Source organism: Nostoc sp. UHCC 0302, from assembly GCF_038096175.1.
GTDB lineage: Bacteria > Cyanobacteriota > Cyanobacteriia > Cyanobacteriales > Nostocaceae > UHCC-0302.
In genome coordinates this window covers 1,640,255-1,655,237 of the sequence record NZ_CP151099.1, presented here as the reverse complement: position 1 = coordinate 1,655,237, position 14,983 = coordinate 1,640,255, and the positions used below count along the sequence as shown (strand labels likewise).

Here is a 14,983-nt window from a genome sequence, read left to right as displayed (position 1 = left end):
ACAACAGATGCAAAATCTGAGTTGAAACAAAATTGCTTTTAGCAATATCAGTGGACAGTAGTTTAGAGTCAATGTTAAGTTGTTTTTGCTACTAGCAATAAATGCTGTAGCTGACACTACCTTTTGAATAATTCCCAAATCAGGGACGTTTAAACTGTAGCTACAAGTATTTATATACAAGAAAAGAATATGTATAAAATTTATAGCCACAATAATTTAATCAGTGCTACTTTATCTGCCATAGGTATTATTTTGGCTGTTGCTCCTGCAAATGCGCTTCCAGGACAAAACATTAGCACTGTTGTCCAATGGGCAAAGACCAAATCTCAACTACCAACTCTGAGATACAACAGCGAAGCCCACGGTTATGACGGTACAAAGGGAAAATTATACTTTTATACTGATGTCACCTCTCAAAATGGGACAGTGACTAAAGAGGGAATAACAGTTAGTGGTGATAATCGCCTCAAATTCACCACAAAGAATGCCAGAGCAGTAAAATTATTACAAAATATTTATAATTCGGACATTGCCACCGACTTCCAGAAGTCTCGATATGTGATCAAAATTGGTCGTGACCAGTATTATCGCGGGCAAAAGTTTGCTTACATCACTGCTGAAGTGCAGGGTGGGTCATCATTTCAGATAATTCCTTTAAGGAATTTACAAGAGTTTATAGATAACGCAAAATATTGCCAAACCAATCAATGTGACCTTTGATGTAACCCTGTAGCTGAGAATTTTGAATTGCTGCTCATGGCTGTTTGACATAAGCATTATCAGTAAACAAAGGCACGCAATCGCTAATATTGTAGGCAGCAGCCAGTTCAACGTCAGATTCAAAACCTGCTGCAATCAACTCTTTACCTGAACTACATTTTTGCAAGTACCCTAAAAAATCATGCTCAAAAGCCTGAAACGTCGCCACAGCCATTTGAGCTTCTGGTGAGAGACTACCATGCAAATAACTAAGAATTGCCCCAGCACCAATTAAATCTTCAAATGCAGGTCGTAGGCTACCATCATCTTTCCATCTCTCACCACCAGGAATTACTGCAATTTTATTGCCATACTTTTGGGCAAACTGCGCTACAGCTTGGCAATTTCGTAAGCAGCCAGCCAAAGTTGGTTTATTCCCAGTTGTTAAAGTTAGAAAAGAACCATTAGGTGAAGGCAAAACTAATCTAGTTCCAGATGGAATCTGCTCTATTGACTTTGGTGAAAGCGAATATCCAGTTGTAGTCCAGCGTTGTCTATGACTTGCCAACTCTGCTTGCACTGACTTGGCATAATCTACAACTGATTCATCTTTATATGCATAGGGAAAAATTATCGCGCCGTTGTTAGTGGCAATTTCTACACAAGTTGTAAAAGACAGAATATCAACTATTACAACTACATCACTGTTCGGAGCCAGTTGAGCAACTCCATGTAGACCCCACTCACAACATAAATCAAACTCTGACTGGTCGTAAATCATATTAGTCTGAATATTCTTGATCTGATTGTGGAATAGGTATCTTGCCCGTCCTACAATAGATTACCTGATGTACCTCAAGTCTCTAGCATTTACTAAATTCAAAATTGCCACAATTTTGCTCATCATGTCAGATTCCCAAACTGTTAGCGCTGCTGTTGCCAAACTCTACAACACCTACCCTTTTCCACCAGAAGCCCTGTTAGATGAACCCCCTCCAGGCTACAATTGGCGCTGGAATTGGTTAGCCGCTTATAACTTCTGCACAGGTCAAAAACCCCAAAAGCAAGATATCCGCATTTTAGATGCTGGCTGTGGTACGGGAGTGGGTACAGAGTACTTGGTTCACCTCAACCCGCAAGCTTCTGTCGTGGGAATTGACCTGAGTACTGGCGCTTTGGCTGTAGCAAAAGAACGTTGTCAGCGTTCTGGAGCTAACCGCGTCGAGTTTCATCACCTGAGTTTGTTCGATGTGGAACAGTTACCAGGTGAATTTGATTTAATTAACTGCGTTGGGGTTTTACATCATACCCCCGATCCAATTCGTGGTATTCAAGCCCTGGCGAAGAAATTAGCCCCAGGTGGTTTGATGCACATTTTTGTCTATGGAGAGTTGGGGCGCTGGGAAATTCAACTCATGCAAAAAGCGATCGCTCTTCTCCAAGGTGACAAAAAAGGCGATTACCGCGATGGTGTCCAAGTCGGACGACAAATATTTGCTTCCTTACCAGAAAATAACCGGATTGTCAAATACGATAAGCAGCGTTGGTCACTAGAAAACCACAAGGATGAATACTTTGCGGATATGTATGTTCATCCGCAAGAAATTGATTACAACATAGAAACATTATTTGAATTAATTGATACTTCCGGCTTGGAGTTTATTGGCTTCTCGAATCCAGCTTTTTGGGATTTAGAAAGACTTTTGGCGAAAGCACCAGATTTAATCGAACGAGCAGAAGGATTGAGCGATCGCCAGCGTTACCGCTTGATAGAATTACTAGATCCAGAAGTTACTCATTATGAGTTTTTCCTGGGTCGCCCTCCTCTAATTAAAGCCGACTGGTCAAAAGATAACGCTCTATTAACCGCAATTCCCGAACTTAATCCTTGTATTGATGGATTTCCTAGTCAATGTTTCTTTAATTACGATTACCAAATCGTCAACTTGTCAGTAGCAGAGTTTGAGTTTCTACAAAAATGTGATGGTAATTCAACAGTGGCAGAGATTTTAGCAGGTGTGCAATTGGGATTGGATGGAGTTAGAACGCTCCTCAAGCAGCAGTTGATTTTATTGACACCAGTTTAGGTTTAGGGGTGTAGGATAAGAAGCTTTTTTTACACCCCTTCTCCCTTCTGCTAAATTTTGCTTACCTAAGAAAAAACGCAGTCAAGAACTAAAATTTATCAAAATCACAGTTGTTTTACGTATGCAGATTCAACTGAGCAGTGCAGTATCTATTTACACTAACTTCATGAATAATGGAAAAAAGTGAAGATTTCATCAATCATGCTTTTTCCCTCTATGTATAAAAATATAAACAGAATAAATTCTTTATAGCTTCATTTAAGAGCTTGTACTGTGATTAGCAAAAATTATAGGAAAAATTTTTGATGAAATTACTTAAACAGTTAGGTGTTGCTACTGCTGGTGTTGCAATCTCTTTCGCTGCTGTTGGTGCTAATTCAGCACAAGCAGCTAGTGTTACATTTTTGGGCCAATCTGGCAACAGATTTGATTACGCGCTCAAGTTTGATTCTGCTAACCTTCCAGGTGATTTTGAAAGACTGAGAGTTGGTTCATTAATAAATTTATCAGGATTGGAGGGTGTAACTAACGTGACTACTGACTACCCAAATAGGCTGTCAGCGGTAACGATAGAACCTGACTTTGTGACTTTGAATTTGATAAACTTTGCTCAAACTGGAAAAGTAAACACACTGTCTACATTCGGTAAATTTTCCATTTTTAGTTCTGTGACAACACTTGGTCAGCTTCAGTGGGATATTATCCGCCGAAACCCTACTGGTACAGCAACAACCTTTTCTGGTACACTCCCAGCATCCGTTCCCGAACCCTTTACAATCAGTGGTTCAATGTTGGCTTTTGGGTTGGGTTTGTGGATGAAGCGTAAGCAAGCAGTTTCCCAAAAAGCGTAGTAAATTCACTAGTTATCATCCTAATTGACACCCATTCGGGTTTCGGTGCTAAAAATTATGCCCCTTAAAGAGTATGTCTGTAATGCTCTTTAAGGGGCATAATTTGCACTACAAAATTTTACTCGAACTACTGTAAATATATTGCGATCGCCAAGGGACACTGGCAAAGCCAATCGCTAATTTCTTTAAACAACTGAATTAATTTTATGGAGTTGAATATTATAAAACGCTGTCAATGTAGCTATGGACACATTTGATTAAAATTTAATATAACTTTGTAGTAACTTCATGAATAACATAAATACAGTAAAGATTTAGCCAATCAAGCTTTTTCTTTTTCCGTATATAAAACTATAAGATTACATTCTTTAAAGGCTCGTCTACGAGCTTGTACGGGAATTATAGGATTTAGAATTCTAGGAGAATCTTCGGATGAAATTAGCCAAACAGCTTGGTGTTGCTACCGCTGGTATTGCCCTCTCTTTCACAGCTATTGGTGCAAAACCAGCAGATGCAGCCTTTGTAGGAGTATATGATCCAAATAAATGGACGTTAATTAACAGAGAAGCTGATGGATTTGTAGACACTAGTGGTTCCCCCGAACAGATACAACTGTTTAGTGGGGATAACGGCTCTACTAATTTCGGAACGACTGATTACTTAGTAAAAGCCCCAGTTGCTGGAGCAGTGACCTTTAAATGGGATTACGCAACTGAGGATGATTATGCTTTCTATGATGCATTCTCCTTTGTGAAGAATGGCAGTGTCCAAGATATTTTCTTTGACATTACACAAAGTGGGCAGGGGACATTTACCACGACACTTGCTCAAGGTGATGTATTTGGCTTTAGATTAGAGACATTAGACAACATCGCTGGCAGAGGAAATGTAACAATTTCCAACTTCAGTGCACCTGTACCTGAACCTTTCACGGTGGGTGGTTCACTAGTTGCTTGCGGGTTTGGCTTGTGGATGAAGCGTAAGCAAGCTGCTTCCCAAAAAGCTTCATAAATTAGTCAGTACCACTGAGACAAGTGTGTAACTGGTTTCGAAATTCTGTTTGACAACTTTAAACTTAAAATATATTGTCCCCTGGCCGCTTAATATGCTCTTTCAGGGGTATTTTTTTGGTTAAATCAGGAGTGAGAAAAAAATTTTCATGCTTTGCTATTCTCAAGTAGTAATGATGCTTGAATAGTAGAAGCAATTTTTACTACATAAGAACAGCGATCGCTCAAGGCGTACTAGCAAAGCCAATCGCTGCTCATAACTCTTAGTTAATATAAAGATGGGCAGTACACACTCCACTCTTGCCCTTGCCATTGCCTTTGTCCACTTCAATTTTTCTGTGCTACTCACTTGTAGCTACCTGAAAGTTAAATGGTCTAACCTCCTACGCCTTATGTGCTTGTGGTTGTTTGCTGACAAGAAGTTAATTGTTTTTTTCTAAAGTATTGTTACCGGATCGTGATATGATTCAGCTGACTGAATGTGCAGTCATCATAAGTTAGCTGTACTAGTTTCAAGTCCTGTGAGCTTGTCAGACGAATCAATTGCACCAACTCCGACAACACGACAAGATGCTAAAACTGGTTCTGAAGACACAGAATCGAGCAACTCTATGCAAGAGTTCTATCAACTCTACCAAAAGTTGTTAGTAATCACACTTGTCTTGACGGGGATTATTTTTATCTCTGTGTGGATTTTTTATTCCTTAAACATTGCTCTGAATTATTTGATTGGAGCGTGTACAGGTGTGGTTTACTTAAAAATGCTGGCTAAAGACGTTGAGCGACTCGGCGGTGAGAAACAGCGTCTGAGCAAAAATCGTCTTGCTCTGTTTGTTGGGTTGATTATATTAGCAACTCAATGGCATGAGTTAAAGGTTTTGCCCATATTTTTGGGGTTTTTAACTTACAAAGCCACGCTCCTTGTCTATACAGTGCAAACTGCGTTTATTCCTGATTCTTAAGAAGTCAGGCTCACAAAGACAATAATCCCATCCTCGCTTTTGGGGAAAATGCTTGAAGAATGCAAATGCTTACTGTCTTAAACGCCTTTAATTCTTTTCCCCTCGCCGAATTAGAAGTAGGTCATCATCTCTACTGGCAATTAGGCAATCTTAAAATTCATGGGCAAGTTTTTCTCACCTCATGGTTTGTGATTAGCATTTTAGTAATAGCTTCCATAGCTGCTACTCGCAACGCACAAAGAATTCCCAAGGGCATCCAAAATTTGATGGAATATGCCCTAGAGTTTATCCGGGATTTGGCAAAAAACCAACTTGGTGAGAAAGAGTACCGCCCCTGGGTGCCATTTATTGGCACATTGTTCTTGTTTATCTTCGTATCGAACTGGTCGGGTGCTTTAATTCCCTGGAAGCTAATCAAGCTGCCATCAGGTGAATTGGCAGCTCCCACTAATGACATCAATACGACCGTAGCATTGGCACTGCTAACATCTTTAGCGTACTTTTACGCTGGTTTTAGCAAGCGGGGTTTGGGCTACTTTAAGAAATATATAGAGCCAACACCTGTGCTATTGCCGATCGCAATTCTAGAAGATTTCACCAAGCCCCTCTCCCTAAGCTTCCGTCTTTTTGGAAATATATTGGCGGATGAATTGGTAGTAGCGGTGCTGGTTCTGCTTGTTCCTTTATTTGTACCTCTGCCTGTAATGGCTTTGGGTTTGTTTACCAGCGCCATTCAAGCTCTGGTATTTGCTACCCTAGCTGGGGCATATATTCATGAGGCAATGGAGGGACATGGTGGAGAAGAGCATGAGGAGCATTAAGCTTCTCAGTTGATAGCACAGTTCCAACGAGCGTAGGCGCTCAAAACTTCGCAAAGCGCGATCAAAGAACTCGGTGCAGCGTGAAAAACACGTTTCTAGTCGTTAACGTTTGTTAGTTTTGTAATCAAAGCAAGGAAAATCAACATGGATCCATTAGTGCAAGCTGCTTCAGTTCTCGCTGCTGCTTTAGCAATTGGTTTAGCTGCAATTGGCCCTGGTATCGGTCAAGGAAATGCTGCTGGACAAGCAGTAGAAGGTATTGCTCGTCAACCTGAAGCAGAAGGAAAAATTCGAGGAACTCTGCTATTAACCTTGGCTTTCATGGAATCCTTGACTATCTATGGTCTAGTGATTGCCTTGGTGTTGCTATTTGCTAACCCCTTCGGCTAATACCTAAAAATTTGTGTGAGTGTGGAGACGTGAATCATCACGCCTCTACAAAAATCGGAATATTTTGGGTATTTAGTAGTTCTGATGTTAAGTTGACCCTTGTTGGTTATGGGTCTCTAAAATATGAAAGGTTGGACGATGTTGCTAGCCATGAAAACTGCTACTCCAGCCAAAGAGGAGAGAAATGTTTGATTTCGATGCTACCTTGCCCTTCATGGCATTGCAGTTCCTGCTATTAGCAGCTTTGTTGAATGTAATTTTCTACAAGCCACTGACCAAGGTACTAGACGATCGCGACAACTACGTCCGAACGAATAACCTAGAAGCACGGGAACGTTTGGCAAAAGCCGAGCGCTTAACCCAGGAATATGAGCAGCAACTAGCAGAAGCTCGCAGACAATCGCAAGCTACTGTAGAAGCAGCTCAGGCTGAAGCAAAGAAAATTACAGCCGATAAAATCGCTGAAGCGCAAAAGGAAGCTCAAGCTCAACGAGAACAAGCTGCTGTTGAAATAGAACAACAAAAGCAAGAAGCTTTTAGTTCTTTAGAACAACAGGTTGATGCTCTAAGCAGACAGATTCTAGAAAAATTATTAGGGCCAACTTTAGTTTAGATAAACTCACAAAACTGGCCCTGTGAAAGCATAAGCGCAGCTGGGCGCTTGTCCCAGAGCGCTTAATTAAGTGTCAAAAAAAGGCACTTTTTCCCCCTGGGAAAAGACACTTTAATTTGCCTTTGGGAAAATACAAATTGTTTCCCTTTGGGAAAAGACACTTTATTTTCCTTGGGGCAAACACAAATTGTTTCCTTTGGGAAAAGACACTTCATTTCCCAAAGGGAAAATACAACCGTATTAGCAAGCGAGCAGCGCACTTGTAAATGGGTATCATGGGGACATTCTTATTACTTGCCGCAGAAGCGAACGCTGTTCACTCTGAATTGGCAGAAGGCGCAGCCGAAGGTGGTTTCGGTCTAAATATAGACATCCTAGAAACCAATCTTATTAACCTAGCAATTCTGATAGGCATACTATTCTACTTTGGACGTAAAGTTTTAAGCAATATCCTGAACGAGCGACGAGCCAATATTGAAACCGTAATTCAGGAAGCAGAAGGACGCTTAAAAGAGGCACAGACTGCCCTATCGCAAGCCCAAGAGCAGTTAACTCAGGCTCAGGCAGAAGCACAACGCATCCGCAAAGCTGCTGAAGAAAACGCCCAAGCAGCGAAAGAAGCTACGTTAGTGCGGGCAGCGCAAGATGTAGAACGGTTGAAACAAACAGCAGTAGCTGATTTAAACAACGAAAGAGAGCGAGCGCTAACTCAACTGCGGCAGCGGGTAGTTGCTTTGGCATTGCAAAAAGCCGAATCGGAACTCAAAGGTGGGATTGCCGACGATGCTCAACAAAGTTTAATTGACCGCAGCATCGCACAACTGGGAGGTAGGGTATGACAAGTCAGGTAGCAGCAGCTGAAATAGCCCAACCTTACGCACAGGCACTGTTGTCGATCGCGCAGTCAAAAAACTTGACCGAAGAGATCGGAGAAGACGCACGCACTTTGCTAAGCTTGCTCTCAGAAAATAATCAGCTACAGAACTTTATTGGCAACCCTTTTATTCAGTCTGAGAATAAAAAGGCTGCGATCGGGCGAATCTTTAGTGAAAGCTCTAACCCCTACTTACGCAACTTTTTACTACTATTAGTAGATAGACGGCGTATTGTATTCTTGGAACCGATTTTACAGCAGTATTTGGTGTTGTTGCGGCAGTTAAATCAAACCGTATTGGCGGAAGTCACTTCAGCCGTTCCCCTCACCGAAGGTCAAGAGCAGGCAGTTAGAGAAAAGGTCATCGCCATCACCAATGCCCGCCAAGTAGAATTAGAAACTAAGGTAGACGGCGAATTAATCGGTGGTGTGATCATTAAAGTAGGTTCGCAGGTAATTGACGCCAGTCTCCGGGGTCAGTTGCGCCGCCTTTCCTTGCGCTTGAACCAGTAGCTAGAAAGTTAGGAGTTAGGAGTTGGAAGTTAGGAGTTGGAAGTTAGGAGTTGGAAGTTAGGAGTTAGGAGTTAAGTAAATAGTAATTTATTTTGACTTTTAACTTTGTAACTTTGCTTTTTAACTCATCACTCTTATATTTATCACCTCCAATTCATTACTTTTCACTCATCACTCCTAACTCTTAACCCTAACTAAAATTACTTCTTCCGTCTCGAAAGTAAAAAAGATAGACACATGAGCATTTCAATTAGACCAGACGAAATTAGCAGCATTATCCAACAGCAAATTGAGCAATACGACCAAGAAGTCAAAGTTGCTAACGTCGGAACCGTCCTCCAAGTTGGTGACGGTATTGCCCGGATTTATGGTCTGGAAAAGGCTATGGCTGGGGAACTATTAGAATTTGAAGATGGCACAGTTGGCATCGCCCAAAACTTAGAAGAAGACAACGTGGGCGCGGTGTTAATGGGTGAAGGGATAGAAATCCAAGAAGGTAGCTCCGTAACAGCTACTGGCAGAATTGCTCAAGTGCCAGTGGGAGAAGCTTTAATTGGACGAGTTGTAGATGCCTTGGGTCGCCCCATCGATGGTAAGGGAGATATTAAGTCCTCAGAAAGCCGTTTGATTGAATCTCCAGCACCCGGTATTATTGCGCGTCGGTCTGTACACGAACCCATGCAAACGGGTATCACAGCTATTGACTCGATGATTCCTATCGGTCGTGGTCAGCGGGAATTGATCATTGGTGACCGCCAAACAGGTAAAACTGCGATCGCAATTGATACAATCATCAACCAAAAAGAAGAAGATGTAGTCTGTGTCTACGTCGCTATTGGTCAAAAAGCTTCCACTGTTGCTAACGTAGTCCAAACATTGCAAGATAAAGGCGCTATGGACTACACCGTTGTCGTTGCCGCTAGTGCCAGTGAACCAGCAACACTACAATACTTGGCTCCTTACACTGGGGCAACTATTGCTGAGTACTTTATGTACAAAGGCAAAGCTACCCTAGTAATTTACGATGACCTCTCCAAGCAAGCCCAAGCTTATCGCCAAATGTCCTTGCTGTTGCGTCGTCCACCCGGACGGGAAGCTTATCCTGGAGACGTATTCTACATCCACTCTCGTTTGCTAGAACGGGCAGCTAAACTCAGTGACGAATTGGGCAAAGGTAGCATGACCGCCCTGCCAATTATCGAAACTCAAGCAGGTGACGTTTCGGCATACATCCCCACCAACGTGATTTCGATCACCGATGGTCAGATTTTCCTATCTTCTGACTTGTTTAATGCTGGTGTTCGTCCCGCAGTGAACCCTGGTATTTCCGTATCCCGCGTAGGTTCTGCCGCTCAAACCAAGGCAATGAAAAAAGTTGCCGGTAAAATCAAATTGGAACTAGCACAATTTGACGACCTGCAAGCCTTCGCACAATTTGCTTCCGACTTAGATAAAGCCACTCAAGATCAGTTGGCACGCGGTCAACGCTTGCGGGAACTGCTCAAGCAGTCCCAAAACGCTCCACTCTCCGTATATGAGCAAGTGGCAATTCTATATGCAGGTATCAACGGCTACTTAGATGATATCGCTGTAGATAAAGTCACCGTCTTCACCAAAGGTCTGCGGGACTACTTGAAGACTGGTAACACGAAGTACGCGCAAGCAGTACAAGCCTCGAAAGCACTAGGTGACGCAGAAGAAGCTGCTTTGAAAGAAGCACTAACAGAATACAAAAAGACCTTCAAAGCAGCAGCGTAACTATAAAGTTATGAGTGAAGAGTTAAGAGTTAGGAATTAATCACACACTCCTAACTCCTAACTCCTAATTCCTAACTCCTAACTCTGAATAAAAGAATATGCCCAATCTTAAAGCAATACGCGATCGCATTCAGTCGGTCAAAAACACCAAAAAAATCACAGAAGCCATGCGGCTTGTGGCGGCTGCGAGAGTCCGTCGTGCCCAAGAACAAGTACTCTTGACTCGCCCCTTTGCTGACCGTTTGGCACAAGTATTGTATGGCTTGCAAACTCGTCTGCGCTTTGAAGAAGCAGACTTGCCACTGCTGAGAAAACGGGAAGTTAAATCAGTTGGACTGCTGGTAATATCTGGCGATCGGGGTTTGTGTGGCGGTTACAATAATAACGTCATCCGTCGTGCAGAAAACCGCGCCAAAGAAATTAAGGCAGAAGGTCTAGACTACACATTTGTGCTTGTTGGGCGCAAAGCTACACAATACTTTCAACGCCGTAATCAGCCTATTGATAAAACCTACAGTGGCTTGGAGCAAATTCCTACCGCACCAGAAGCCACTGAGATTGCCGACCAACTGCTTTCCTTGTTCTTATCAGAAAAAGTAGACCGGATTGAGTTAATTTATACTAGATTCGTCTCCTTGGTTAGCTCCCGTCCCGTAGTGCAAACCCTGGTTCCCCTTGATATCCAAGGTCTCGAAGCAGCTGATGATGAAATCTTCCGTTTGACAACTCGTGGCGGTCAGTTTCAAGTCGAACGGCAAAAGGTAACTAGCGAAGTCCGCCCGTTGGCTCGTGATATGATTTTCGAGCAAGATCCAGTACAAATTCTGGATTCTCTGTTACCTCTGTATTTGAGTAACCAGTTATTGCGGGCGCTGCAAGAATCAGCAGCTAGTGAACTAGCAGCACGAATGACAGCCATGAGCAATGCTAGCGAAAACGCTGGTGAATTAATTAACACCCTAACGCTGTCTTACAACAAAGCACGTCAAGCTGCAATTACCCAAGAACTCCTTGAGGTTGTTGGCGGTGCAGAAGCACTAACTTAGGGAATAACTTAATTGCTAGTTGTAATTAATAGCTAATTGCTAGTTTTTTGGAAATTAGCAGTTAGCTATTTTTAGTAGCTGGGATTTTTCGACCAGATGACCAAATAATTACTAATTCGTAATTCGTAATTCGTAATTACTTCGTGTCATAGTCCCGATTGAAATCTTTGATAAGCGTGGTCTTCTCCCTTGGCGCTAGCCTCTCCCTTTGGGAGAAGGGGAGACGCCTGCCGTAGGATGCCCAAAGGGCTGTAAGGCGAACAATCAGTGGAGGGTTTTTCAGCAGTACTGGCTTAAATCGAAAGACATAAATCTCAAAATTCTTCGTCTGATAACACATTTAAGAACTGGCGTATTATAATTAGAATATGAAGTGCACGGGTCCGTCACGGTTTCGACAGGTTGGCGAACGCTGCTCTGTGATTCAGGTCGAGAGTGAGTCGTCTCTCGGAAATCAAAGACTCGAAAAAAAAGTAAATGCGAATAACATCGTTAGCTTTGCTCGTAAGGACGCTCTAGTAGCTGCCTAAACACCTCTTATAGGTTCGAGCGTCTTTGGTTTGACTCCGTTAAGGACTAAAGACAAAACCCCAACGGATGCTCTAGTAAGCGTTCTCTGGTTGGCTTGCTAGCTAAGATTAAATCAGAGCATCCTACGTTCGGGATAATGAACGATTCCCGCCTTGAGGGTCAGAAAGGCTAAACCTGTGAATGAGCGGGGGGTCAATACCCAATTTGGACAGCAGTTCGACTCTGCTCGGATCCACTTACAATAATAAACAAGTCCATCTAGCAGTTTTAACCTCTAGATGGACTTTGTTTTATGAGCAGAAGTAAAGATTTTGGATTGCAACGTCTCTACACAGATGAAATTTGTACAAACAATCCTTAACTAATACCAATTCAATTAATGATTGCAACACATACTTGGGTGAAGACGCGATGAATAGCGTTTCTACAGATGGTCTGTTTGTCACATTCTTTTTAAGATTGGTAATAAGTTGTTACGTTTTTTCCTTAGCTGGTGGCACAATGCCATACTTGTTTAGACCGTAATCAATTTTCCTCAGTATTTTAAAATCCTCCTCTGGCAAAGGATAACTGCTACTGCTGAAAAAACCGCCACCGCTAACAGGCTGCCTTTCTAAGAAAGAGAAAGCTTGGCGAAATTGATAGGCTGTTGCTTTGATTGGTGAGTCAAAATGGCAGGGAACAATCCACTGGAAGTCCCAACTTGCCACCTTATCAGCCCAATTGAGAGTTTCACTAGGTGCGCGGTTCAGAATAAGTGTCTGCAAAATTGGTGCGACAAACAACCGCCCGTTCCCTCGGAGTGCATCGAACGATCGCTGCCAATTCTCCTGCCATTTAAAAGGATACAATCCAAAATATGCTTTCTTAGAATGTTCTGGTGCTTTGAAGGCATCGCGAAATACCTCACCCCAGTCAATTATTTCCAGCGCACTTGGTTGGAAATACAAAGCAAACAGAGAAATCCGCTGCCATCCTTTACGGCGGTTTGCCTGATTATCTGCAACGATATCAGATGCATTATCCTTGGCATGAAACAGCAAAGGGTATGGATCTAATTGGACGATCGCAGGCGGATTTTCTGGTATGGAAACCACTGAATCTGTTACTAGTAAAGTGTGCGATCGCTTATGGAAAAATGCAACTTCTGCAAATCTTCCTGGGCCAAGGTTAATCGGCCCAAGCATTGCATAATCAAATTGATCAGCAAAAGGTACTTTGCTGCTATCTTCTGGCAATAGCTGAGTACGTTTAGCAGGTAAGCCAAGCCAGCTAAGTGGTAGATTAAGCGGAAAACTCCATTGATTGGGAGCTACAAAAACCTGTGCTGCGGGAAAGCATCTAGCAAAAGGGCCTACGAAGACCTTATGTTCTAGTCCAGAGATAGTAGGCAAGATAATGTATTTGACATCACCGTGTTCTGTCACCAACTCATTTACAAGCCGGATACATTCGGTCGTTGGTGCAACAGGAGCATAGACAAGCAGACCACCCTGATCTAACTTAACTACAGTCATCCGAATCGGCACGACAACATAGAAAATGCCTTGAAGCTGGTCAAAAGTCCAGATTGTGTCCTTAATCACTTCTTTGCGAATAGTCCGCCGCTTGCCGAATGGGTAGAGTGGCAAAACAGGCCATAATCGCCAAGAAAAGTCCCTGGCATTAAACAGTTCTGTGTTTCCTACGCGTTCATCATCAGCCACTCTGCGACCCCCCAGTTGCCAATCCTCAAATTTTTGATTCGCCCTCCCCGAAGTTGGAGTTTAGCAAATTCTGGTACTGACGACTAGGGAGTGTGGAAAGTAGGGAGATGAGGGAGAAATAACTCCTAACTCCTAGCTCAGCACTCCTAATACCCCTACTAGATTGGTGGTGGGTTTTCAATGATTTCGGTTGGAGAAAGAGTAGTCATATTGAAAGCCTGCCACTCTTTGGTCACGTACTTAAACTTGCCAATGGCTATATCCACAATTTTAGGACGTTCCTGCCACTTTGCAGTTAAATCAGGCCAGTAATCGCCGCTCATGCTTAGTAAATAGCGAGCCTTAGCGCGATCGTCTCGTGTTTGGATATTGTCAACTTTTAGCCGCGCTTGAGCAGTGGTAAAAATACCATCCACGTCGTCGGGAGCAATTGACGCTCGACCAGTTTCACACCAAAAGTGAAAGTTGTATCCATTGCCAGCCTTGACTGAAATACTACCATCCTGCTCGTAACGCACATCTGTGACTTGATTAGTATTATTAGCAAAATCCTCTCGAAAAGCAGCCCCTTCAACTCCTTTGGAACTTTGAAGGAGATGCCATTTACCATCCTGCTTACTGAGCATATAAGCCTTGATATTTTTGATCTCAACTCTAGTATTCCAAGCAGGATTACCTTCGGCAGCTTCATACAGTTGCCCCCATGCAATCATGGCTCTAGAGCCTTCTGGATTGTCTCCCATACCTATACGAGGACGAGACGCCCAGTCATAACTTGGAGGAACACCATGCGGTATTCCCTCATGAAAGGGTTTCATATCGTCAATGATAGTTGTGAGCAAATTGGCTGTCTCTGGAATCTGTGCATTGACTCTGAAAGTAAAACAGCAAACAACTGCAATGACAAATATTGAGAAAAGTATGGGCAGTTTTTTGACTTGCATATCACTCCTCTTTGTTACTCACTGGGTAAATTTATTACCAGCAGTCTATTTGGCATGGATGTAGCCGTTTTTAGACCTTGCTTGATGCGTAGACGCGTCAGACATCGCTTGTTGCTCCAGCTATCCTTTGAGGATGGCTGCACTGTACCAATGGCAAAGCTGAGGCTTACTAATACAG

15 protein-coding genes and 1 other RNA gene are annotated in these 14,983 nt (G+C 42.7%); 13 read left to right on the top strand and 3 right to left on the bottom strand.

What is annotated here, in order from left to right; translation table 11 throughout:
* The first annotated feature begins 189 nt into the window (after positions 1-189).
* The gene (locus WKK05_RS06835) at positions 190-720 is read left to right on the top strand and encodes a hypothetical protein (protein ID WP_341529011.1); all 531 of its coding nucleotides are present in this window, start codon (positions 190-192) and stop codon (positions 718-720) included.
* Positions 721-754: 34 nt separating this feature from the next.
* Here WKK05_RS06835 and WKK05_RS06830 read toward each other — a convergent pair whose 3' ends face one another.
* Entirely contained in the window at positions 755-1,480 is a 726-nt protein-coding gene (locus WKK05_RS06830; RefSeq protein ID WP_341529010.1) for a 2-phosphosulfolactate phosphatase, read from the bottom strand.
* Between the two features lie 124 nt (positions 1,481-1,604).
* Between WKK05_RS06830 and WKK05_RS06825 the strand changes: the two genes are divergently transcribed.
* The 12 genes from WKK05_RS06825 to ssrA all read left to right on the top strand — a co-directional run bounded on the left by WKK05_RS06825 (position 1,605) and on the right by ssrA (position 12,393).
* Entirely contained in the window at positions 1,605-2,786 is a 1,182-nt protein-coding gene (locus WKK05_RS06825; protein ID WP_341529009.1) for a class I SAM-dependent methyltransferase, read from the top strand.
* 305 nt (positions 2,787-3,091) lie between these two features.
* Complete coding sequence (locus tag WKK05_RS06820; RefSeq protein ID WP_341529008.1) at positions 3,092-3,637, top strand: PEP-CTERM sorting domain-containing protein; 546 nt, start codon at positions 3,092-3,094, stop codon at positions 3,635-3,637.
* 432 nt (positions 3,638-4,069) lie between these two features.
* Positions 4,070-4,648, top strand: a complete 579-nt coding sequence (locus tag WKK05_RS06815; RefSeq protein WP_341529007.1) for a PEP-CTERM sorting domain-containing protein — start codon at positions 4,070-4,072, stop codon at positions 4,646-4,648.
* Between the two features lie 478 nt (positions 4,649-5,126).
* Complete coding sequence (locus WKK05_RS06810) at positions 5,127-5,609, top strand: ATP synthase subunit I (RefSeq protein ID WP_341529006.1); 483 nt, start codon at positions 5,127-5,129, stop codon at positions 5,607-5,609.
* 59 nt (positions 5,610-5,668) lie between these two features.
* Entirely contained in the window at positions 5,669-6,430 is a 762-nt protein-coding gene (gene atpB / locus WKK05_RS06805; RefSeq protein ID WP_341529005.1) for a F0F1 ATP synthase subunit A, read from the top strand.
* Between the two features lie 144 nt (positions 6,431-6,574).
* A complete protein-coding gene (gene atpE, locus WKK05_RS06800; RefSeq protein WP_012411162.1) occupies positions 6,575-6,820 on the top strand; it encodes an ATP synthase F0 subunit C in 246 nt (81 codons plus the stop codon).
* Between the two features lie 184 nt (positions 6,821-7,004).
* Positions 7,005-7,433, top strand: coding sequence for a F0F1 ATP synthase subunit B' (locus WKK05_RS06795; RefSeq protein ID WP_341529004.1), 429 nt, complete (start codon positions 7,005-7,007; stop codon positions 7,431-7,433).
* A gap of 266 nt (positions 7,434-7,699) precedes the next feature.
* Positions 7,700-8,272, top strand: a complete 573-nt coding sequence (locus tag WKK05_RS06790; protein ID WP_341529003.1) for a F0F1 ATP synthase subunit B — start codon at positions 7,700-7,702, stop codon at positions 8,270-8,272.
* Positions 8,269-8,820 (top strand): ATP synthase F1 subunit delta, encoded by a 552-nt coding sequence (atpH, locus tag WKK05_RS06785; protein WP_341529002.1) that lies wholly within the window; start codon positions 8,269-8,271, stop codon positions 8,818-8,820. Before WKK05_RS06790 ends, atpH begins: the two co-directional genes overlap by 4 nt.
* A gap of 237 nt (positions 8,821-9,057) precedes the next feature.
* Positions 9,058-10,578 (top strand): F0F1 ATP synthase subunit alpha, encoded by a 1,521-nt coding sequence (atpA, locus tag WKK05_RS06780; RefSeq protein ID WP_341529001.1) that lies wholly within the window; start codon positions 9,058-9,060, stop codon positions 10,576-10,578.
* Between the two features lie 98 nt (positions 10,579-10,676).
* A complete protein-coding gene (locus WKK05_RS06775; RefSeq protein WP_341529000.1) occupies positions 10,677-11,624 on the top strand; it encodes a F0F1 ATP synthase subunit gamma in 948 nt (315 codons plus the stop codon).
* Positions 11,625-12,003: 379 nt separating this feature from the next.
* Positions 12,004-12,393, top strand: a transfer-messenger RNA (tmRNA) gene (gene ssrA / locus WKK05_RS06770).
* A gap of 235 nt (positions 12,394-12,628) precedes the next feature.
* Here the strand turns inward: ssrA and WKK05_RS06765 are convergent.
* The gene (locus WKK05_RS06765) at positions 12,629-13,861 is read right to left on the bottom strand and encodes a DUF4336 domain-containing protein (protein ID WP_341528999.1); all 1,233 of its coding nucleotides are present in this window, start codon (positions 13,859-13,861) and stop codon (positions 12,629-12,631) included.
* Between the two features lie 158 nt (positions 13,862-14,019).
* Positions 14,020-14,805, bottom strand: coding sequence for a hypothetical protein (locus WKK05_RS06760; RefSeq protein WP_341528998.1), 786 nt, complete (start codon positions 14,803-14,805; stop codon positions 14,020-14,022).
* Positions 14,806-14,983 lie beyond the last annotated feature (178 nt).